Origin of the sequence: Oryzomicrobium sp., from assembly GCF_021287045.1 — a bacterium.
GTDB lineage: Bacteria > Pseudomonadota > Gammaproteobacteria > Burkholderiales > Rhodocyclaceae > Oryzomicrobium.
This window is the reverse complement of the sequence record NZ_JAJTBG010000006.1, coordinates 23,026-42,621: the sequence shown is the minus strand read 5'-3', so window position 1 is coordinate 42,621 and position 19,596 is coordinate 23,026. Positions and strand designations below refer to the sequence as shown.

General features: G+C 69.6%; 17 protein-coding genes. 10 read left to right on the top strand and 7 right to left on the bottom strand.

The window, feature by feature from the left end; all coding sequences use genetic code 11:
- Positions 1-15 precede the first annotated feature (15 nt).
- Complete coding sequence (locus LWW89_RS07985) at positions 16-876, bottom strand: SAM-dependent methyltransferase (protein WP_293263526.1); 861 nt, start codon at positions 874-876, stop codon at positions 16-18.
- Between the two features lie 132 nt (positions 877-1,008).
- Here LWW89_RS07985 and LWW89_RS07980 point away from each other — a divergent pair, with 132 nt between their 5' ends.
- Positions 1,009-2,040, top strand: a complete 1,032-nt coding sequence (locus tag LWW89_RS07980) for a class I SAM-dependent methyltransferase (protein ID WP_293263524.1) — start codon at positions 1,009-1,011, stop codon at positions 2,038-2,040.
- A 121-nt stretch (positions 2,041-2,161) separates the two neighbouring features.
- On the opposite strand, the gene ylqF is transcribed toward LWW89_RS07980, so the two are convergent.
- A complete protein-coding gene (gene ylqF, locus LWW89_RS07975) occupies positions 2,162-3,112 on the bottom strand; it encodes a ribosome biogenesis GTPase YlqF (protein ID WP_293263522.1) in 951 nt (316 codons plus the stop codon).
- Between the two features lie 112 nt (positions 3,113-3,224).
- Between ylqF and LWW89_RS07970 the strand changes: the two genes are divergently transcribed.
- Positions 3,225-3,455, top strand: a complete 231-nt coding sequence (locus tag LWW89_RS07970) for a hypothetical protein (protein WP_293263520.1) — start codon at positions 3,225-3,227, stop codon at positions 3,453-3,455.
- A 40-nt stretch (positions 3,456-3,495) separates the two neighbouring features.
- Here LWW89_RS07970 and LWW89_RS07965 read toward each other — a convergent pair whose 3' ends face one another.
- On the bottom strand, positions 3,496-4,353 hold the full coding sequence (locus tag LWW89_RS07965) for a D-hexose-6-phosphate mutarotase (protein ID WP_293263518.1): 858 nt from the start codon (positions 4,351-4,353) through the stop codon (positions 3,496-3,498).
- Between the two features lie 154 nt (positions 4,354-4,507).
- Between LWW89_RS07965 and LWW89_RS07960 the strand changes: the two genes are divergently transcribed.
- Positions 4,508-5,545 carry a serine/threonine protein kinase gene (locus LWW89_RS07960; RefSeq protein ID WP_293263516.1) on the top strand — a complete coding sequence of 346 codons (1,038 nt, stop codon included), beginning with the start codon at positions 4,508-4,510 and terminating at the stop codon, positions 5,543-5,545.
- A gap of 784 nt (positions 5,546-6,329) precedes the next feature.
- On the opposite strand, the gene LWW89_RS07955 is transcribed toward LWW89_RS07960, so the two are convergent.
- The 3 genes from LWW89_RS07955 to LWW89_RS07945 form a co-directional block, all read right to left on the bottom strand.
- The gene (locus tag LWW89_RS07955) at positions 6,330-7,007 is read right to left on the bottom strand and encodes an ACP phosphodiesterase (protein ID WP_293263514.1); all 678 of its coding nucleotides are present in this window, start codon (positions 7,005-7,007) and stop codon (positions 6,330-6,332) included.
- A 92-nt stretch (positions 7,008-7,099) separates the two neighbouring features.
- Entirely contained in the window at positions 7,100-8,461 is a 1,362-nt protein-coding gene (locus LWW89_RS07950) for a DUF1615 domain-containing protein (protein ID WP_293263512.1), read from the bottom strand.
- Between the two features lie 225 nt (positions 8,462-8,686).
- Entirely contained in the window at positions 8,687-9,655 is a 969-nt protein-coding gene (locus LWW89_RS07945) for a LysR family transcriptional regulator (RefSeq protein ID WP_293263510.1), read from the bottom strand.
- A gap of 154 nt (positions 9,656-9,809) precedes the next feature.
- Here LWW89_RS07945 and LWW89_RS07940 point away from each other — a divergent pair, with 154 nt between their 5' ends.
- The 7 genes from LWW89_RS07940 to LWW89_RS07910 all read left to right on the top strand — a co-directional run bounded on the left by LWW89_RS07940 (position 9,810) and on the right by LWW89_RS07910 (position 18,738).
- Positions 9,810-10,667 (top strand): MaoC family dehydratase N-terminal domain-containing protein, encoded by an 858-nt coding sequence (locus LWW89_RS07940; RefSeq protein WP_293263508.1) that lies wholly within the window; start codon positions 9,810-9,812, stop codon positions 10,665-10,667.
- A gap of 103 nt (positions 10,668-10,770) precedes the next feature.
- A complete protein-coding gene (locus LWW89_RS07935) occupies positions 10,771-11,967 on the top strand; it encodes an acyl-CoA dehydrogenase family protein (RefSeq protein WP_293263506.1) in 1,197 nt (398 codons plus the stop codon).
- Positions 11,968-12,102: 135 nt separating this feature from the next.
- Positions 12,103-13,464, top strand: a complete 1,362-nt coding sequence (locus tag LWW89_RS07930; RefSeq protein WP_293263504.1) for an MmgE/PrpD family protein — start codon at positions 12,103-12,105, stop codon at positions 13,462-13,464.
- Positions 13,465-13,492: 28 nt separating this feature from the next.
- Positions 13,493-14,683: a CaiB/BaiF CoA-transferase family protein gene (locus LWW89_RS07925; protein ID WP_293263502.1), complete on the top strand. Its 1,191-nt coding sequence runs from the start codon at positions 13,493-13,495 to the stop codon at positions 14,681-14,683.
- A gap of 24 nt (positions 14,684-14,707) precedes the next feature.
- The gene (locus tag LWW89_RS07920; protein WP_293263501.1) at positions 14,708-15,547 is read left to right on the top strand and encodes a CoA ester lyase; all 840 of its coding nucleotides are present in this window, start codon (positions 14,708-14,710) and stop codon (positions 15,545-15,547) included.
- 99 nt (positions 15,548-15,646) lie between these two features.
- Positions 15,647-16,675: a TRAP transporter substrate-binding protein gene (locus LWW89_RS07915; RefSeq protein ID WP_293263500.1), complete on the top strand. Its 1,029-nt coding sequence runs from the start codon at positions 15,647-15,649 to the stop codon at positions 16,673-16,675.
- 320 nt (positions 16,676-16,995) lie between these two features.
- Positions 16,996-18,738 carry a GGDEF domain-containing protein gene (locus tag LWW89_RS07910; RefSeq protein ID WP_293263499.1) on the top strand — a complete coding sequence of 581 codons (1,743 nt, stop codon included), beginning with the start codon at positions 16,996-16,998 and terminating at the stop codon, positions 18,736-18,738.
- Between the two features lie 10 nt (positions 18,739-18,748).
- Here the strand turns inward: LWW89_RS07910 and LWW89_RS07905 are convergent, their stop codons facing one another.
- Positions 18,749-19,423: a Crp/Fnr family transcriptional regulator gene (locus tag LWW89_RS07905; RefSeq protein ID WP_293263498.1), complete on the bottom strand. Its 675-nt coding sequence runs from the start codon at positions 19,421-19,423 to the stop codon at positions 18,749-18,751.
- Between the last annotated feature and the right edge of the window lie 173 nt (positions 19,424-19,596).

The following is a 19,596-nucleotide window of genomic DNA, read 5'->3' as shown; positions in this document are numbered from 1 at the left end:
CGGGCCGGCGCTCCGTCAGGCCAGGAAGCGGCCGCGCAGGTCGGTGAGGTTCAGCTCGTCGAGGATTTGTTCCAACCGCTCCCGGGCGTTGCGCCGGGGGGCGCCGGTGCGCCGGGCGATGATCAGCTCGTTCTTCATCGAGTGCTCCCAGCCCACCAGCTCGGTCACCGTCACCTGGTAGCCGTGGGCTTCCAGTTGCAGGCAGCGCAGGGCATTGGTCAGCTGGCTGCCGAATTCCCGGGTGTGGATGGGGTGACGCCACAGCTCGGACAGGGGCGTCCGGGCGAAGGACTCGTTCTTGTGCCGGCGCAGCACGCTGGCCACTTCCGCCTGGCAGCAGGGCACCAGCACCATGAAGCGGGCTTCCTTGGCCAGGCCGAAACGGATCGCGTCGTCGGTGGCGGTGTCGCAGGCGTGCAGCGCCGTCACCACGTCCACCGTGCCGGGCAGCAGGGGCGAATCGATGGATTCCTCCACCGTCAGGGCGTGGAAGGCCATGCGGGCAAACTCCAGGCGCTGCGCCAGGGCCCGGGATTTTTCCACCAGCTCGGCCCGGGTCTCGATGCCGACGATGCGGCCGACCTCCCGGGACTTGAAGAACAGGTCGTAGAGGATGAAGCCCAGGTAGGACTTGCCGGCGCCGTGATCCACCAGGGTGAAGTCCCGGGCGGGGGCGTCGTCCGCGTCTGCGGGGTTTGCTGGGGCCGCCGTCACCTCGTCGAGCAGGGGCTCGATGAAGTGGTAGAGGTGGTACACCTGCTTCAGCTTGCGCCGGGTGTCCTGGTTGAGCTTGCCGTCCCGGGTCAGGATGTGCAGCTCCTTGAGCAGCTCGATGGACTGGCCGGGCTTGATTTCGGGGATCGGGGCAGCGGTCACGGCGGGGCGGGGCACGGGGTGCCGGAAAAAACGCAGAGGGCCGCATTCTACGCTGCCGGTAGAATGGCGCCCTTGCGGCGCAAGCGCTCCGGGTCCACCGAAGCGCCCCGCCCACTCTTTTTCCGAGCGCCCATGTCCGATTCCCTTTTCGACGCCCCCCTGTCCGACCGCCTGCAACTGGCGCTTACCGCCCGTGCCGAACTGATGGCCCGGCTCCACGCCGAAGGCACCGATACCTACCGGGTGTTCCACGGCAGCGTCGAGGGCGTGCCGGGCCTGACCGTGGACCGCTACGGCGACCTGCTGCTGGTGCAGACCTTCCACCGCCCCCTGGGCGAGGCCGACCTGGCCGAGCTGGAAGCCTTCTACGCCACGGCCCTGCCCGGCCTGACGGTGATCTGGAACGACCGCAGCCAGGGCAACTCGCGCATCGCCAACCCCCTGCCGGCGGAGCGCCAGGCGGCGGCGGAACTGCCCCGGGAAGCCCACGAGCTGGGCATCACCTACCTGATCCAGGCCCGCCATTCCGGCCAGGACCCCTGGCTGTTCCTCGACCTGCGCGCCGGCCGGCGCCGGGTGATGGCCGAGGCTGCGGGCAAATCGGTGCTCAACCTGTTCGCCTACACCGGCGGGGTCGGCCTGGCCGCCGCCAAGGCCGGGGCCCGTTTCGTGGTGAACGTTGATTTCGCCGAGGCCAACCTCAAGGTCGCCAAGGAAAACGCCAAGCGCAACGAGCTGGCCACCCGGCCCCGCCTGATCAAGAGCGACGTCTTCGCCGCCGCCCGCCAGCTGTCCGGCATCGGCCAGCCCAAGATGGTGCGCGGCAAGCGCCTACCGCCCTTCCCCGAGCTGGAGCCCCAGACCTTCGACCTGGTCTTTCTCGATCCGCCGCGCTATGCCAAGAGCCCCTTCGGCGTGGTGGACCTGGTCAACGACTATTCCGCCGTGTTCAAGCCGGCCCTGCTGTGCACCGCCCCCGGCGGCACCCTGATCTGCTGCAACAACGTGGCCCAGGTGGACCGGGACGCCTGGCTCGACCAGCTGCAACGCAGCGCGCGCAAGGCCGGCCGGGAAATCCGCGAGTTCGAGTGGATCGCCCCGGAAGCCGACTTCCCCAGCTACGACGGTCAGCCGCCGCTGAAGATGCTGCTGCTGCGGGTCTGAGCCGGCAGCGCCCGCGGCCCCTTCCCGCGCGCCCGGATCATCGGGCGCTCCAAAGCACACAGGCCCCGGAAACGGGGCCTGTGTGCTTGTGGGCGCGGCCGGATCAGCCGGATCAGCCGGATCAGCCGTTGCCGCCGTTGCCCGCGTCCGGGCGCTCCTCGCCGTCCTCGTCCGTGGCTTCTGGCTCCGGTGCCGGGGCGGCGGCGATCATGGCGGCGCGGGATTCCGGGGTTTCCAGGGTGATGCGGCCGATGGCGCCGCTGCGGTAGTCGGTGAGCAGGATCACCGCCGCCTTCTCCAGGTCCCAGTCGCCGCCTCCCTTGCCCATCTTGCGGCAGGCGCGCTTGCGCGCCACCAGCTCGATCAGGCCGGGGCCGTCCAGGCCGGCCAGGTCCGCCGGCGCGAGCTTGTAGCGGGCCGCCACCAGGGCCGGGTAGCGGTCGAGCAGGAAGTCGCCGAGGAAGGTCGCCACCTCCTCGTCGATGTAGGCGTTGGTGCCCACGGCGTGGCTGGCGGCCAGCATCAGGCCGTCGCTGGCGTAGGGGATGCGCGGCCAGAGCATGCCCGGGGTGTCGGTGATGCTCATGCCCTTGCCCAGGTCGAGGCGCTGCTGCATCTTGGTCACCGCCGGCTGGTCGCCGACGGCCGCCACCTTGCGCTTCAACAGGGCGTTCATCAGGGTCGATTTGCCCACGTTGGGGATGCCCATGATCATCATGCGCAGGGGCTTGGTCGGGTCGTTGCGGTGGGGTGCCAGTTGCTGGCACAGGCCGGTGATGCGGGCCACGTCGGCGGGCTTCTTGGCCGACATGGCGAAGGCCTTCACCCCGTCCTGGGCGTTGTAGTAGGCGATCCAGGCGCGGGTCGCCTCCGGGTCGGCCAGGTCCACCTTGTTGAGCAGCTTCAGGCAGGGCCGGTTACGGAAGGTGCGCAGCTCGTGGATCATGGGGTTGCTGCTGGCCTCGGGCAGGCGGGCGTCCACCACCTCGATGACGACGTCGGTGTTGGCCATGGTCTCGGCGGCTTTCTTGCGCGCCGAGGTCATGTGGCCGGGGAACCACTGGATGGACATGAATTTGGACTAGGAAATTTTCGGGATTTGCTTATTATCCCCCATCCTGCCCCGCGACCCGCCGCACAACGCGTTCCGACCTTTTCGACTCTTGCTCCGACCCTTGTTACCTATGGCCCTGCAGAAGCCCACCCTCCCGCAGCAAAAGCTCTTCGCCAAGATCCGCATCGCCGGCGGTCTGTTCGCCACGGTGATCTTGGGCGGCTCGTGCATCTCGGCCCTGGCCAACGGCACCGCCTTCGACGGCCCCCTGGTGGTCCAGGCCATCGTCGCCGCCGGCGCCTTCACCTACACCAGCTACAACCTGCGCCAGCTGGCCAAGCTCAACCAGCGCAAGGAATAGGTCCGCGCCTGGCCTAGGCGCTACCGCCGGGTGCGGTGGCTCAGGACAGCACCACCACGGTCTGCCGGCCCCACCATTCCTCCCCCGGGGCCACGGTCACCGGTTGGCGGGCCACCGCCGCCTCGACGCACAGGAAGCGGCGGAAATCCTTGGCCGCCAGGTCGGGGAAGCGCTCCTCGGCGCCCTCCCAGGGATTCCACACCACTACGTCGCTAAAGCCCTCGGCGTTGATGCCCAGGGTGTGCTGCTCGTCGCGCAGCAGCAGGGGGCGGGCGCAGTCGTAATAGATGCGGTCCACCTCCCGGTCCACCACCAGGCTGGGGGCCGTCTCCCGGGTGGGGGCGGCATCCTTGAGCTTGTCCAGGTAGTCCAGGCCGTACAGGCCTTCCAGGGACACCTCCTCCACCTCGGCCACCTTCAGGTAGGTGTGCAGCGCGCCGGTGAAGGCGAAGGGCGCCTCCCCCGGGTTGGTCAGCGACAGTTCCAGGTCGAGGCGTTCGCCCTCGATCGCCACCGTCAGCTCGGCGCGGAAGGCGTGGGGCCACTGGGCCCGGCTGGCGGCGTCGTCGCCGCAGACCAGGGACACCAGGGTGCAGCCGTTGTGCTGGGATTGGTCGCTCACCTCCCAGCGGCGGGTGCGCAGCAGGCCGTGCTTGGGCAGCCCGCCCAGGTCGGCGAACTGGGGAAAGCACACCGGCACGCCGCCGCGGATCGGCTTGGAGCCGTCGAAGACGGCCCGTTCGCCGACGAACAGCTGTTCCTTTTCCCCCGGTGGCACCCAGGACAGCAGCTGGCCGCCGAGCAGGGACACCACCGCCGTGGCGCCGTCGCCGCTGGTCAGGCGCAGGGCCGGGGTGCCGTGGAAATCGCAGGGGGTGATCGAAGCAGGCGTGGTCATGGCAAGGCTCTGGGAGGATGGGGCGCTGATGTGGAACGGGCGCGCCGCCGGATGCCAGGGGCTGGTCGGGCGGCGCGCGGGTCGGGCAGGAGCGGCAGTGTACCGCCGTCGCGGTATCCTAGGCAGCTGACAACGAGACCTTGACCATGACTCCATGACCCCTCCCGCCGACCACCTTCCCGCCGCCTCCGCCGCCGGCACTCCCTACGCCGACCTGGGGCCGGACCTGATCCTGGACGCCCTCGAATCCGTCGGCCTGGTGCCCGACGGGCGCCTGCTGGCACTCAACAGCTACGAGAACCGGGTCTACCAGGTGGGCATCGACGAGCCTCCCGGCGCCCCGCCCCTGATCGCCAAGTTCTACCGGCCCCAGCGCTGGAGCGACGCCGCCATCCTGGAAGAGCACGCCTTCGCCAGCGAGCTGGCGGCCCGGGAAATCCCGGTGGTGGCCGCCCTGGAATTGAATGGCGCCACCCTGCACCACCACGCCGGCCACCGCTTCGCCCTGTTTCCCCGGCGCGGCGGCCGGGCGCCGGAACTGGGCGATGCGGCCACCCTGGAATGGATCGGCCGCTTTCTCGGCCGCATCCACGCCGTCGGCCGGGTGGCCGACTACCAGCACCGGCCGGCCCTGGACATCGGCAGCTTCGGCTACGACTCCCGGGACTGGCTGCTCGGCCACGACTTCCTCCCCGCCGACCTGCTCGCCCCCTGGCGCGATGCGGCCGATGCCGCCCTGGACGGGGTGGCCCAGGCCTTCGAGCGGGCCGGCGAAGTGCGCCGGCTGCGCCTGCACGGCGACTGCCACGGCGGCAACATTTTGTGGAACGACGAGGGTGACGCCCCCGGGCCCCATTTCGTGGATTTCGACGACAGCCGCATGGGCCCGGCGGTGCAGGACCTGTGGATGCTGCTTTCCGGCGACCGCCAGGAAATGTCCCGGCAATTGGCCGACGTGCTGGCCGGCTACGAGGACTTCTGCGACTTCGACCCCCGGGAGCTGCGCCTGGTGGAAGCCCTGCGCACCCTGCGCCTGCTGCACTACAGCGCCTGGCTGGCGCGGCGCTGGAACGACCCGGCCTTTCCCGCCGCCTTCCCCTGGTTCAACACCCACGCCTACTGGCAGGCGCGCATCGGCGAGCTGCAACAGCAGGTCCTGGCCATGGCCGAACCGGCCCTGTGGGGGGTGTAACTGCGGGCGTGGCACCAGGGGGGAAGGGAATTATCGACGCGACGTGCCAAGCACTGAAAAGCGCACCTCCAAAGCATCCAGGAAACCAAGGGAGCACCAAGAAAACCGGCTGAACCGCTTTCAACGCTGAGTTTGCAGAGGCGCAGAGAACGCAGCAGGATGGTCGGCGCGTATGCAGCGCAAAATTTTTGCGTAAGGCCTGGAAACCCCCGCCAATACTCGCGCTACAAGGTATATGCCAGGAAAGCTAATACTGGCGCTGTTATCCGAAGGCATACCTTCAAACACCCCGCCAGCCGTGGCTTTCCGGGAAGTGCCAAAACCGTGCGCCCCCTGTGCCCTTCTCCCCCGCCGAGCAACGCAGGCCGGGACGGGAAAGGGCGAGGACTGTCTGAGGCCGTAGGCCGAGTTCCGCAGCCCCCGTCCCGGGCGAGTAGCGCAGGGTACCGGTAGGCCAGTTTCATCGGCCTGCCGGCGGGGGAGCGCACTGTACAGTTCGGGCGTTCTTTGGCTACTTCCTGTCGCCGGACAGAAAGTGGCTCGCCGTCCAGGCGAAATACAACGCTTCCGGTTGCTGAGGCGCCCAGTGAGGGCAGCACTGAGCAGTGCCCCACTAAGGCTCCAGGCTAGGGAGGCTGAAGACCCGCTCCAATACTTGTTCTCCATGATCGTGCCTTCAATCTCGGCTACTGGCGCGGGGTTCGGCGATGCCTGCCTGGAGATCGTTTATTGGCGCGGGGTTTGACGGGGCCTAGGGCTCCATCGGCAATCCCCCGGGCCGTGCTCAGTCCGCCAGTCCTTCCCGTTCCCGCCACTGGCGGGCGAACTCCAGGGCATCGGCGAAGAAGGCGCGGAAGTCCGCTGCGAACCCGTCATAGTCCATCAGCAGTTCGGCCCCTCCACCGGCCAGGGGCGTGGGGTGGGAAAAACGCCGCGCCGCCATGCGGTCCAGAGCCAAGGCGATGGTCGCCGCCTCGGCGTAGGAGCCGAGCCAGTCGTGGGCCGCCATCAGGGGCGCCACCTCCGCCAGCCGGGGCGGCAGCAAGGCCGCGTGGGCGTCGAACAGGGCGTAGGTGGCGGCGCAGTAGGCCGCCAGGCCGCTGCCGGCCGGTGCCACGTCGATGTTGTGGCCGAAGGCGGCGAAGCCGGGGGCGGTGGGCCACGCCGCCCAGTCCCGGGCGAGGAAGTGGTCGTAGAACAGATCCACCATGATTCCGGCCACCCGGCGCCGTTCCGCACTGACCCGGGCGCGGCTGGCGCGAAAGGCCGGGTGGGTCTCGGCATAGGCGTCGATGGCCCGGTGCAGGCGCAGGCCGAGGACGAGCCGCTCCGGCAGGGGCGCGGCGCCTGCAATCCCCGCCGTGCCGGGCGGCAGGGGCCCTTTGACGAAATCCCCCATCAGCCCGCCCAGGCGCAGCAGCGGGTCCGGGCCGGCGAGGACGGCGTGGGCGAGGTAGTTCATGGCGGTGGTGCTGGCCTATGGGGTGGGCATGAACCCGGCGAGTTCCGCGCCCGCAAATCCCGTGAATTCAATGAATCCCACGAATCCCGCCCTCACGCCTGGCTGCGCGCCAGGCATTGCTGATAGCGGCCGTCCACCCGGCGGGCGAACCATTCGGTGGTGAGCTTGCGCTGGATCTTCGGGCTCTTCAGGTCGATGCGCGGCAGGGCCTCCCGGGGCTGGGGGCGGCCGGCGGCCTGGTCGGCCAGGGCGTAGACCCGCTGGTAGAGAGGGGTCTGGGCGAAGCCGTAGGTCTTTTCCAGGGCCAGGTCCCGGTCGATGGCGGCGGCATTCATGCCCAGGCGCCGGGCCTGGCCGACCAGGGCGTTGCGGGTGGCGCTGGGGGTGGCGGACGGCTGGCCCTTGTCGTAGCGCAGCAAGTCTCCGTCCAGGTCCAGGGGCTTGCCGGCCAGTTTGGCCACGGCGGCCTGGAAGGCGGCGTTGCGGCTGGCGTAGCGCCCGGCGTTGAAATCGGCGAAGCGGTAGACCGCCTGGGTGTAGGACGCGGGGTAGTCGAGCAGGATGGCCATGCCGAAATACACCCCGCCGCGCCGGGTGAACACCTCGCGGCGCACGTCCATGCCTGGGCGGGCGTAGGGGTAGGGCTTCTCGCGCACCTGGGTTTTGGCGAACTCGACGCTGACCTGCATCGGCCCGCCGGTGCGCACCGGGTTGTAGTCGGCCAGCAGGGTCCGGCCGGCGGGCAGCTCGGCGATCATGTCGGAAAACAGCTCGTTCATCTGCCGCTCGGTCTTCAGGGCGTCGATACGCGCCTTGTAGCTGCGCCCGTCCGGCGAGGTCTTGGCCAGGGCGGCGTCCAGCACCAGCTTGGGAATGCCGTAGCGGCTGCGCCGCACCTCGATTTCCTTCCAGGCGATCCTGTTCAGCCCGGGCACCGCCGGGTCGGCCTGAAAGCTCGATTCCTGCTCGATCACGGCGATGGTGGCGCAGAGGTTGGCCGGGTTGGCCGGCAGGCGCAGGGCCACCAGGGCGGCGGCGATGTCGCCGGCCCAGCCGGGCCGGTCGGCGATGCCCGCCGGCAGCAGGCGCAGCGCCTGGGCCCGGGCTTCCCGTTCCAGGGTCGCCGGGTCCGGCGGCGGTACGGCGGGCACGGCCGGCACGGAGGTGGCGGGGGGCGGCGGCAGGGGCACGGCGCTCACTGCCGGCGGCGGCTGCACCGGGGTAACGCTGGCGCCCGATACCGGAGCGGGGGTGGGGGCGCTGGCAGCCGGCGGCGTGGCAGGGCGGCCCGGCGTCACCACCGGCGCCGGGGGCGACGAGGCACAGGCGGCCAGGCCCAGGGCCAGCAGCAGGGGCAGGCGGCGCAGCAGGGGCGCGGGGGCAACGAGGGAAAGGCAGGAGTTGCGGGAGTTGCGGCAGGCGGCGGCCGGACGGCCGAAAGCGGAGTGGGGCACGGTGCGGACAGGCGGGGGGCGGACGGCAGGCCCGGGCCGGGCCCGGGGGATGGGCGCCAGTGTACTCCTGTGCCGGGGCGCCGGCGCTGGCGGGGGAGGGCTCAAAGGCCCGGGTTGGAACCCCGCGCCAGTCGGGCGTTTCCAGCCAGGTGGTCCGGAACTCCACGCCCCGCGCGGCGCTCCGGGCAGGGGGGCTGAAGGTCCGCGCCCCGCTTGGGTTTCCGGTCAGGCCTTGGCGGCCTTGGGGCGGCGCGGCGGCTTGGCCTTGGCGACCGCCGGGGCCGTGCCGCCGGGGGCGGCCAGGGTCCGGTTGAGGCGCAGGATGGTGTCGATCAGGGCCTGGGTGAAGCTGGGCAGGGCGGCGCCCTGGCGGGTCAGCACGTAGCGCTCGCGCAGGGCCCAGGGCTCGTCCAGCTCCTTGAGCACCAGCTTCATCGTCCGGCTGTGGCGGATGCCCGCCGATTCGGGCACCACGCCGATGCCCACCCCGGCCTCCACCATGCGGCACAGGGATTCGAAGTTGCTGACCTGGACGCGGATGTGCAGTTGGCGCTTCACGTCGCGCATCAGCTGGTTGAGGAAGGTCTGCAAGGTGCTGCCCTCGTGCAGGCCGATGAAATCGTCCTCCAGGGTGTCGGCAAAATGCACCTTGCCGGCGCCGGCCAGGCGGTGGCCCAGGGGCAACGCCAGCACCAGCCGGTCGGTGGAGAAGTGGTGCTTTTCCAGCCCGGCGTCGTCGATCGGGCCGGAGACGATGCCCAGGTCGGTGGTGCCGTCGAGCACGCCGCGGATGATCTCGCCGGTGAGGCGCTCTTGCAGGTCCACGTCCACCTGGGGGTGGTCGTTGAGGAAGGTGGCCAGCACCTCGGGCATGAATTCGGTGACCGCGGTGGTGTTGGCGAACACCCGGATGTGGCCGGTGACCCCTTCGCCGAAGCGTTGCAGGTCGCCCTTCAGGTATTCGATCTGGGCGAGCAGGATGCGGGCGTGCTGGAGCAGGCTCTGCCCCGCCGGGGTCAGGGCCACGCCCCGGGGCGCCCGGTAGAGCAGGCGCACCCCGGCCTGGTTTTCCAGTTCCTTGACCCGGGCGCTGGCGGCGGGCAGGGACAGGTGGCTGCGCTCGGCGCCCCGCGTCAGGCTCTTGCTCTCGGCGACGTGGATGAACAGGCGCAGGTCGGTCAGGTCGAAGTGCATGGCGAATCCGGAAAGCAGCGGGCGATGTTGCACTGCGATTCGGCAATGCCGAAGGCAGGCTCTCGAAATGGTGAATTGTAGCGGCAGGGGGCCGCGGCGATGATGCGTCCCACACCGCGCCCCGGACCGGGGCCAGCAGGACCGAGGAGACAAGATGAGCACCGCCGCCACCGACACGTTGGCCGACTGGATCGGCCGTAGCGAAACCCGCGAGGATCGCATCGACCCGCGCCAGGTGATCGCCCTGGCCGCCACCCTGGACTGGCCCGCCGCGCCGGAGCGGGAGCTGCCGCCCCTGTGGCACTGGGTCTATTTCACCCCCGCCGCCCGCCAGTCCGAACTGGGCACCGACGGCCACCCGCGCCGCGGCGCCGCCGGCGGCATCCTGCCTCCGGTGGAGCTGCCCAACCGCATGTGGGCCGGCGGCCGCCTGACCTTCCACCAGCCCCTCATGGTCGGCGAGGCCGTCACCCGCGTCTCCCGCCTGATCCGCGCCGAGCGCAAGAGCGGCAAGGCCGGCGACCTGGTGTTCGTCACCGTGCACCACGCCATTTCCGGCGCCAACGGCCTGGCGGTGGAAGAAGAGCACGACATCGTCTACCGCAACCCGGCCCCCAAGGGCACGCCCCCGGGCGGCGAGGTGGCCCCGGCCGCCGCCCCCGGCCAGTTCCGCCAGCTGTGCAAGCCTGACAGCGTGCTGCTGTTCCGCTACTCGGCCCTGACCTTCAACGGCCACCGCATCCACTACGACTACCCCTACGTCACCCAGGAAGAGGGCTATCCCGGCCTGGTGGTGCATGGTCCCCTCACCGCCACCCTGCTGTTGCAGGGCTTTCAGCAGGCCAACCCGGGCAAGCGCGTCACCGGTTTTGCCTTCCGCGCCGTGGGGCCGATCTACGACAACCAGACCTTCGACGTCTGCGGCGAGATCACCGGCCCGGGCCAGGCCAAGCTGTGGACCGACTGCGCCGGCCGGCTGACGATGAAGGCCGACGTGACGTTTGCCGAGTAAGCGAAGACTTGCCGGCCAGAACGACGAGTAACGACGCATAACAACGCATAACGACGACACCCCAACCCCAACAGATCCCGACCGCCCAGAGGCGGCAGCCGACATGACCGAAATGAGCGCCCCGATGACCCCCTTCCTCAACTTCAACCTCAACGAAACCCACATGGAAATCCGCGAAGCGGTGCGCGACCTGTGCAGCCACTATCCGGACGAGTACTGGCGCAAGGTGGACGAGGCCCGCGGCTTCCCCGAGGAATTCGTCAACGCCCTGACCGAAGCCGGCTGGCTGGCCGCCATGATCCCCGAGGAGTACGGCGGTTCCGGCCTGGGCCTGACCGAGGCCTCGGTGGTGCTCGAAGAGGTGAACCGTTGCGGCGGCAACTCGGGCACGGTGCACGGCCAGATGTACAACATGGGCACCCTGCTGCGCCACGGTTCCGATGCCCAGAAGCAGATGCTGCTGCCCAAGATCGCCAGCGGCGAGCTGCGCCTCCAGTCCATGGGCGTGACCGAGCCCACCACCGGCACCGACACCACCCAGCTCAAGACCACCGCCGTGAAGCAGGGCGACCGCTACGTGGTGAACGGCCAGAAGGTGTGGATCAGCCGCATCCAGCACTCCGACTACATGATCCTCTTGGCCCGCACCACGCCCCGGGACCAGTGCGCCAAGAAGACCGAGGGCATGTCGATCTTCCTCGTCGATCTGCGCGAGGCCATCGGCCACGGCCTGACCGTGCGTCCCATCCCCAACATGGTGAACCACGAGACCAACGAGCTGTTCTTCGACAACCTGGAGATCCCGGAAGAGAACCTGATCGGCGAAGAGGGCAAGGGCTTCAAGTACATCCTCGACGGGCTCAACGCCGAGCGCACCCTGATCGCCGCCGAGTGCATCGGCGACGGCTACTGGTTCGTGGACCGGGCGGTGAAGTACGCCAACGAGCGGGTGGTGTTCGGTCGCCCCATCGGCAAGAACCAGGGCGTCCAGTTCCCCCTGGCCGAGGCCCACATGGAGATCGAGGCCGCCAACCTGATGCGCTACCGGGCCTGTGCCCAGTTCGACGCCGGCCTGGCCTGCGGCCCCGCCGCCAACATGGCCAAGCACCTGGCCGCCAAGGCCTCCTGGGAAGCGGCCAACGCCTGCCTGCAAACCCACGGCGGCTTCGGCTTCGCCTGCGAATACGACATCGAGCGCAAGTTCCGCGAGACCCGCCTGTACCAGGTGGCGCCGATCTCCACCAACCTGATCCTGTCCTACGTGGCCGAGCACCTGCTGGGTCTGCCGCGCTCGTTCTGACGGCTTCGCCCTCGAAGCGATGACAGCTTTGCCTTGCCGCGTTAACCCACTGTTTGCGGTTTCGCGCCTCGTCTTAGCTTCCTCGCTCCGAGTGCAAACCCGTATGCCACACCCCTAAGATCCCGAGGACACGCCATGACCGCTCCCCGCGCCTACACGCAAGAACTGGCCGAATTCGTCGCCGGCCTGCGCTACGACCAGCTGCCCCCGGCGGTGGTCGCCCGCACCGAGGAACTGTTCCTCGACTGGGCCGCCTCGGCCCTGGCCGCCAAGGGCCTGCATCCGATTCCCCAGTTCGAGGGCTTCGCCCGGGCCATGGGCCCGGCCACTGGGTCGGCCGAAATTCTGGTTAGCCGCGCGCGCAGTTCGGCCTTCTTCGCCGCTTGGGTGAATGCCGCCTCGTCCCACCTGGTGGAGCAGGACGACCTGCACAACAGCTCGGTGCTGCACCCGGCCACCGTGGTCTTTCCCGCCGCCCTGGCGGTGGCCCAGGACCTGGGCAAGAGCGGCGCCGAGCTGATCGCCGCGTCGGTGGCCGGCTACGAGGCCGGCATCCGCATCGGCGAGTTCCTCGGTCGCTCCCACTACCGCATCTTCCACACCACGGCCACCGTCGGCACCCTGGCCGCCGCCGTGGCCGTGGGCCGCCTGCTCGACCTGACCCCGGCCCAAATGGTGAACGCTCTGGGCTCCGCCGGCACCCAGGCCGCCGGCCTGTGGGAATTCCTGCGCGACGCCGCCGATTCCAAGCAACTGCACACCGCCCACGCTGCCGCCAACGGCCTGGCCGCCGCCTACCTGGCCAAGTCCGGCGTCACCGGCGCCCGGCGCATTCTCGAAGGCGCCCAGGGCCTGGCCGCCGGCATGTCCTCGGACGCCGACCCGGCCCGCCTGGTGGATCGCCTGGGCAGCCGCTGGGCCCTGCTGGAAACCTCGTTCAAGTTCCACTCGTCGTGCCGCCACACCCACCCGGCCGCCGACGCCCTGCTCGACCTGATGCAGCGCGAGGGGCTGGCCGCCGCCGACATCGCCGCCGTCACCGCCCGGGTGCACCAGGGCGCCATCGACGTGCTCGGCGCGGTGGACGTGCCGGTGACGGTGCACCAGGCCAAGTTTTCCATGGGCACCGTGCTCGGCCTGATCGCCGTCCATGGCAAGGCCGGCCTGGAGGAATTCCGCGACCACGCCCTGACCGACCCTCGCGTCGCCGAGTTCCGCGCCAAGGTGCGCATGGCGCTGGACCCGGAAGTGGACGGGGCCTACCCGCGCCGCTGGCTGGGCCGGGTTGAGGTCACCACCGTGGATGGCCGCACCTTGCGCGGCGCCCTGGACGAGCCCAAGGGCGACCCGGGCAATCCCTTGTCCCGCGCCGAGCTGGAGGACAAGGCCCGCCGCCTGGCGCGTTTCTCCGGCGCCGCCAGCGAGGCCGAAGCTAACGCCCTGATCGCCCGGGTGTGGGGCCTGCACGACGCCTCTTCCCTCGCTTCCCTGTTCTGATCCGCTCCACCGTATTTCTGGATTGACCATGACCGCCGCAACCAATCTGCCCCTCGAGGGCGTCACCGTCGTCTCCCTGGAGCACGCCATCGCCGCGCCCCTGGCCACCCGCCACCTGGCCGACCAGGGCGCCCGGGTGATCAAGATCGAGCGTCCCGGCGTGGGCGATTTCGCCCGGGCCTACGACCGCCGCGTCGATGGCCTGGCCTCCCACTTCGTCTGGGTGAACCGCTCCAAGGAAAGCCTCTGCCTCGACCTCAAGCAGCCCGAGGCCCGGGACATCCTCGAAGCCATCCTGGCCAAGGCCGACGTGCTGGTGCAGAACCTGGCGCCGGGCGCCGCCGCCCGCCTGGGGCTGTCCTACGAGGCCCTGTCGCCCAAGTACCCGGGCCTGATCGTCTGCGATATCTCCGGTTACGGCGACGGTGGCCCCTACACTGAGAAGAAGGCCTACGACCTGCTGATCCAGAGCGAGGGCGGTTTCCTCTCGGTGACCGGCACTCCGGAAGAAGAAGTGAAGTCTGGCATCTCGGTGGCCGACATCGCCGCCGGCATGTACGCCTATTCGGGCATCCTCGCCGCCCTGCTGGAGCGGGCCCGCACCGGCCGGGGACGGCGCGTCGAGGTGGCGATGATCGACACCATGATGGAGTGGATGAGCTTTCCCCTCTACTACGCCTACAAGGGCCAGCAGCCGCCGCGCCGCTCCGGCGCCGCCCACGCCACCATCTACCCCTACGGCCCGTTCAAGGCCGGCGACGGCCGTACCGTCATGCTCGGCCTGCAGAACGAGCGCGAATGGGCCACCTTCTGCGACAAGGTGCTGGAGCGCCCCGACCTCAAGACCGATCCGCGCTTCGTGGACAACGCCGCCCGCACCGCCCACCGCACCGAGCTGCACGACCTGATCGTGGCCGAGTTCGCCGGCAGCAGCGCCGAGGCGGTGATCGCCAAGCTCGACGCGGCGGACATCGCCAACGCCCACGTCAACACCATGGCCGACCTGTGGGAGCACCCCCAGCTCAAGGCCCGGGGCCGCTGGACCACGGTGGACTCGCCGGTGGGCCCGCTGCCCGCCCTCTACCCACCGGGCACCGGCCCGGACCGTCCGGCGCGCATGGACCCGATCCCCGCCCTGGGCGCCCACACCGACGCCATCCTGGCCGAGCTGGGCTTTGCCGGGCGGGCCGCAGACCTGCACGCCAAGGGCGTGGTCTAACCCCCTGGATACCCGGAGAACCCCATGCTCAAGACTTCCCTGGCCGACGCCCGCACCTTCCTGTTCGTCCCCGCCTCGCGCCCCGAGCGCATCGCCAAGGCCCTGGCCAGCGGCACCGACGTGGTGATCGTCGATCTGGAGGACGCGGTGGCCCCCGCCGACAAGGATACCGCCCGGGGCCTGCTCACCGTCTGGCTCGACGCCAATCCCCAGGCTGCCGTGGTGGTGCGCATCAACGGCACCGGCACCGCCTGGATGGAGGCCGACCTGGCCGCCTGCCGCCACCCGGGGGTGGCCGGTCTGCTCCTGCCCAAGGCCGAGACCGCCGACGCGGTGAGCCACTGCCACCGGGTCAGCGGCAAGCCGGTGCTGCCCATCGTCGAGACCGGCCGCGGCATGGACGCCCTGGCCGAGATCGCCGCCGCCCCGGGCACGACCCGCCTGGTGTTCGGCAAGCTCGACCTGGCGGTGGATTTGAGCCTGACCCCGGACGAGAGCGACCGGGAAGAGCTGGTCTTTCTGCCCTACCGGGCCATGATTGTTCTGGCCAGCCGCCGCGCCGGCCTGCCCCTGCCGGTGGATGGCGTGTTCACCGCCATCGGCGACGGCGAGGCTCTGTCCTATTACGCCAACCGGGCGCGCAACCACGGTTACGGCGCCCTACTGCTGATTCACCCCAACCAGGTGGGCACGGTCACCGAGGCCTTCACCCCCAGCGCCGACGAGGTGGCCTGGGCCAAGGCGGTGATCGCCGCGGCCGAGGCCGCCGGCGGCGGCGCCGCGGTGGTGGACGGCCGCATGATCGACGCCCCGGTGATCGCCCGGGCCGAACGCCTGCTCGTCGCCGCCGCCCTGGCGTCCTGAGTTTTTCGCAGTACCAGTAGCACCTGTAGCACCTGTTGTTCCCGCAGCACCCTCAACCCCAACCCAGCCTAAAACAACCGTGCATAAACGGAGGAGACCATGAAGATACTGAACACCATCCGCAAGACCGCCGTCACCCTGGCCCTGGCCGCGGCGCTGCCCGCCGTGGCCCTGGCTCAGACCGCCGCTAACCCGATCGTCATCAAGTTCAGCCACGTGGTGGCGCCCGACACCCCCAAGGGCAAGGGCGCCGAGCGCTTCAAGCAACTGGCCGAAGAGCGTACCGGCGGCCGGGTCAAGGTCGAGGTGTACCCCAACAGCCAGCTGTACAAGGACAAGGAAGAGGTCGAGGCCCTACAACTTGGCTCGGTGCAGATGCTCGCCCCGTCCCTGTCCAAGTTCGGCCCCTTGGGCGTGAAGGAATTCGAGGTCTTCGACCTGCCCTTCATCTTCCCCAGCGCCGCGGTGCTCGACCGGGTGACCAACGGCCCGGTGGGCCAGGCCATGCTCAAGAAGCTCGAACCCAAGGGCATCGTCGGCTTGGCCTACTGGGATAACGGCTTCAAGGAAATGAGCGCCAACCGGCCCCTGCGCGAAGTGAAGGACTTCAAGGGCCTGAAGATGCGCATCCAGTCCTCGAAAATCCTCGAGGCCCAGATGCGCGCCCTGGGCGCCCTGCCCCAGGTGATGGCCTTCTCCGAGGTGTACCAGGCCTTGCAGACCGGCGTGGTGGACGGCACCGAGAACACCCCGTCCAACTATTGGACCCAGAAGACCCACGAGGTGCAGAAGGACATGACCGTGTCCAACCACGGCTACATCGGTTACGCGGTGATCACCAACAAGAAGTTCTGGGACGGCCTGCCGCCCGACATCCGCACCATCCTCGAAGGCGCGATGAAGGACGCCACCAAGTACACCAACGCCATCGCCCAGCAGGAGAACGACGAGGCCCTGCGCAAAATCCAGGCATCCGGCCGGGTCAAGGTGATCACCCTGACCGACAAGGAGCGGGAAGCCTGGCGCCAGGCCCTGCTGCCGGTGCACAAGGAAATGGCCGGCCGCGTCGGCAAGGACACCATCGAGGCGATCTATAAGGAATCTGCCGCCCTGGGCTTCAAACAGTAGTTTCCTCCGGTAGAACGGTGTGGCGGCGGCGGGCCGGGTTTTCTGGCGCGCCGCGCCGACGACCTACCCCTCCGCGCCTCGCTGGCGCCCGGCCCCCCTGGGGCCGTTTTTTTTATCGCTGGGCCGCCCCAAGACAAAAACGCCCCCTCGGGGGGCTGCGAGTGAAGCGCAGTGAGCGAGTGTGGGGGCTCTTTTTTGTCAGGGGAGCGCAGTGGTTTTCAGGGAGAATGGCGCCCGAAATTAGACAGATGCACCTAGCCAAAGAAGAGCCCACAGGGCCAAGACCACCCGGGGAGGTGGATACCGGAATCGGATTCGCAATGCTCAGCCGCAAGCTTCGCCTGGGAGCCGCGGTGATCGTGCTCGGGGCGCTGACGCTGGCCGCCCAGGTCGTATCACCCTCGTTCCAGGATTACCGCCGCAACGCCCGCAGCCTCGAACGCCTCCAGGTGTTCCACGCCGCCCTGCGGGTCGCCAACCTGATCTCCGCCGAGCGGGGACCGTCCAACAGCGTCATGGGCGACGGCAACGATCCCGACAGCGCCTACCTGGCGCGCCTGCATACTTACCGGGAAAGCGCCGACCTGGCCCTGAACGAACTGACGCGGGATCTGGCCGAGAACATCGACGGCCGCGACGAGGCCGGCCGCGCCGCCCTGGAGGCACTGCCCCGGCTGCGCGAGCAGCTGACGGAGGCCCGCCGCGAGGTGGACCGGGTGGCCGCTCTGTCGCGCCGCGAGCGCAGTGCCGAGCAAATCCGCCAGGCCATCGGCGGCATGTTCGCCGTGGTGGATGCCCTGGCCCCCGTGGTCAACGCCACCGGCGCCCGGGTCATCGACAACGACAGCCGCATGGCCGGCTCGGTGATCATCGCCCGCCTGATGGGCGACCTGCGCGAGAACGCCGGGCGCATCGGCTCCGAGCTGGTGCCGGCCCTGATCACCGCCCAGCCCCTCAACCCCGTGCAGCGCCATGCGGTGAGCCGCCTGCGCGGCCGGGTCGAGCAGATCGGCACGACCCTCGATCAGCACGTGGACGTGCTGCTTCACGACGCCGGCGCGGTGCGCCTCCTGGATCAGGTGCGGCGTCGCCTGGGCACGGCCCTGGGGCTGGTGGACGAGGTGCTCCAGGCGAGCATGGCGGGGCGGCCCTATCCGCTCAGCGCCGGCCAGTTCACCGAGCGCATCGTGCCCGACTTCCGCCCCCTGGAAACCCTGCGCGACCGGGTCATCGTTCTCACCATGGCCCGGGCCGTGGAGGCCCGGGACGCGGCGCGCAACGAGATGCTGCTGTCCCTGCTGGTGGCCCTGGCCAGCCTGACGGTGCTGCTGGTGATCCTGCTCGGTGCTGACCGCCAGGTGTTCCGCCCGCTGCTGCGCGCCCGGGAGGAGATCATTGCCCTGGCCGCCGGCGATACCCGGGAAGTGCCGGCGCCGCCGGCGCCCGGGCGGGAAATGTCGGCCCTGTTCGAGGCTATCGCCGTGCTGCGCCTGCGCCAGCGCGAGGCCCTGGCCCGGGACCGGGAACGGCAGGTGCTGAGCGAGCGGCTGCGCCGTCAGGCCGAGACCGACGCCTTGACCGGCCTCTTCAACCGCCGCGCTCTGGAGCAGTTCGGCGAGGACCTGTCCCTGCCCGAGGCCGAAGGGCCGCCGGCCGGGCTGATCCTGTTCGACATCGACTACTTCAAGCGCATCAACGACACCCACGGCCACCTGGCCGGGGACCGGGTGTTGCAGGAGGTGGCGCGGCGCATCCAGGCCCTGACCCGGGATTCGGACATCCTGGTGCGCTACGGCGGCGAGGAATTCGCCTTCCTCGCCCAGCCCAGCCCCGGGCTGCCCACCCTGCGGGCCAAGGCCGAAAAGCTGCGCCAGGCAGTGGAGTCCCGCCCGGTGGCGGTGGAGGAGGGGCTGGCGGTGCCGGTCACCTGCAGTTTCGGCGTGGCCGAATGCCCGCCCGGGGAAGGGGCCTGGCGGCGCCTCTTCCAGGCCGCCGACGAGGCCCTCTATGCCGCCAAGGCGGAAGGCCGCAACCGGGTCCAGGTGGCCGGCCCGGCCGGCTGACCCGGGGGCTTCAGAGCCCAAAGCGGCGCAGGCCGTCCACGTCGAGGACGGTGACCTTGCCGTAGTTGAGGGAGAGCAGGCCCGCGTCCTCCAGGACCTTCAGCCCCTGGTTCACCCGCTGGCGCGAGACGCCGGCCAGGTAGCCGATTTCTTCCTGGGAAATCCCCAGCTCGGCGCCGGTGCCCGGGTACAGGACCGGGTTGAACAGGGCGGCGATGCAGCGAGCGATGCGCGCATCGGTGTCGAGCATGCGCTCGTACTCCACCATGCCGATGAACTGGCCGAGGCGCTCGTTGAGCTGGGTGAGCAGAAAGCGGTTGAAGGGAATGCTGTGGTCGAGCAGCCAGTAGAAGGTGCCCGCCCCCATGTAGGCCACCCGGGATTCGCGCAGGGCCAGCACGTCGTACTTGCGGATTTCGCGCTTGAGCAGGGAGCCCTCGCCGAACCAGCCGCCGGTGGGCACGCCGGTGAAGGTCATGGTCTTGCCGGTGATCCAGTGGCTGCTCATCTTGGCCAGCCCCTCCACCACGCCGATCCAGTGCTCGGTGGGTTCGCCGCGATGGCAGACGAAACCGCCGGCGGGAATCTTGCGTTCGACGGTGCCCGCCTCGACGCGGGCCAGGGCTTCCTCGTCCAGTTCCCTCGCCCAGACGGCACCTCGGATTGCTTCTTTGAGCGTTTGCATTTTTTTTCGCAAATGTCAGCCAGACGACAATTATAGGCGCCACTTGTCACTAGACTGCGTTCCCAGAAGCTGTTTCGGTAAATGGTTTTACTATGCCGTAAGTGCCGTGTCAGGCCCCGCGCCTAACATGGCCCAAGGCAGGACCGGCACGGATACAGGCTTCCGGCAGCAAC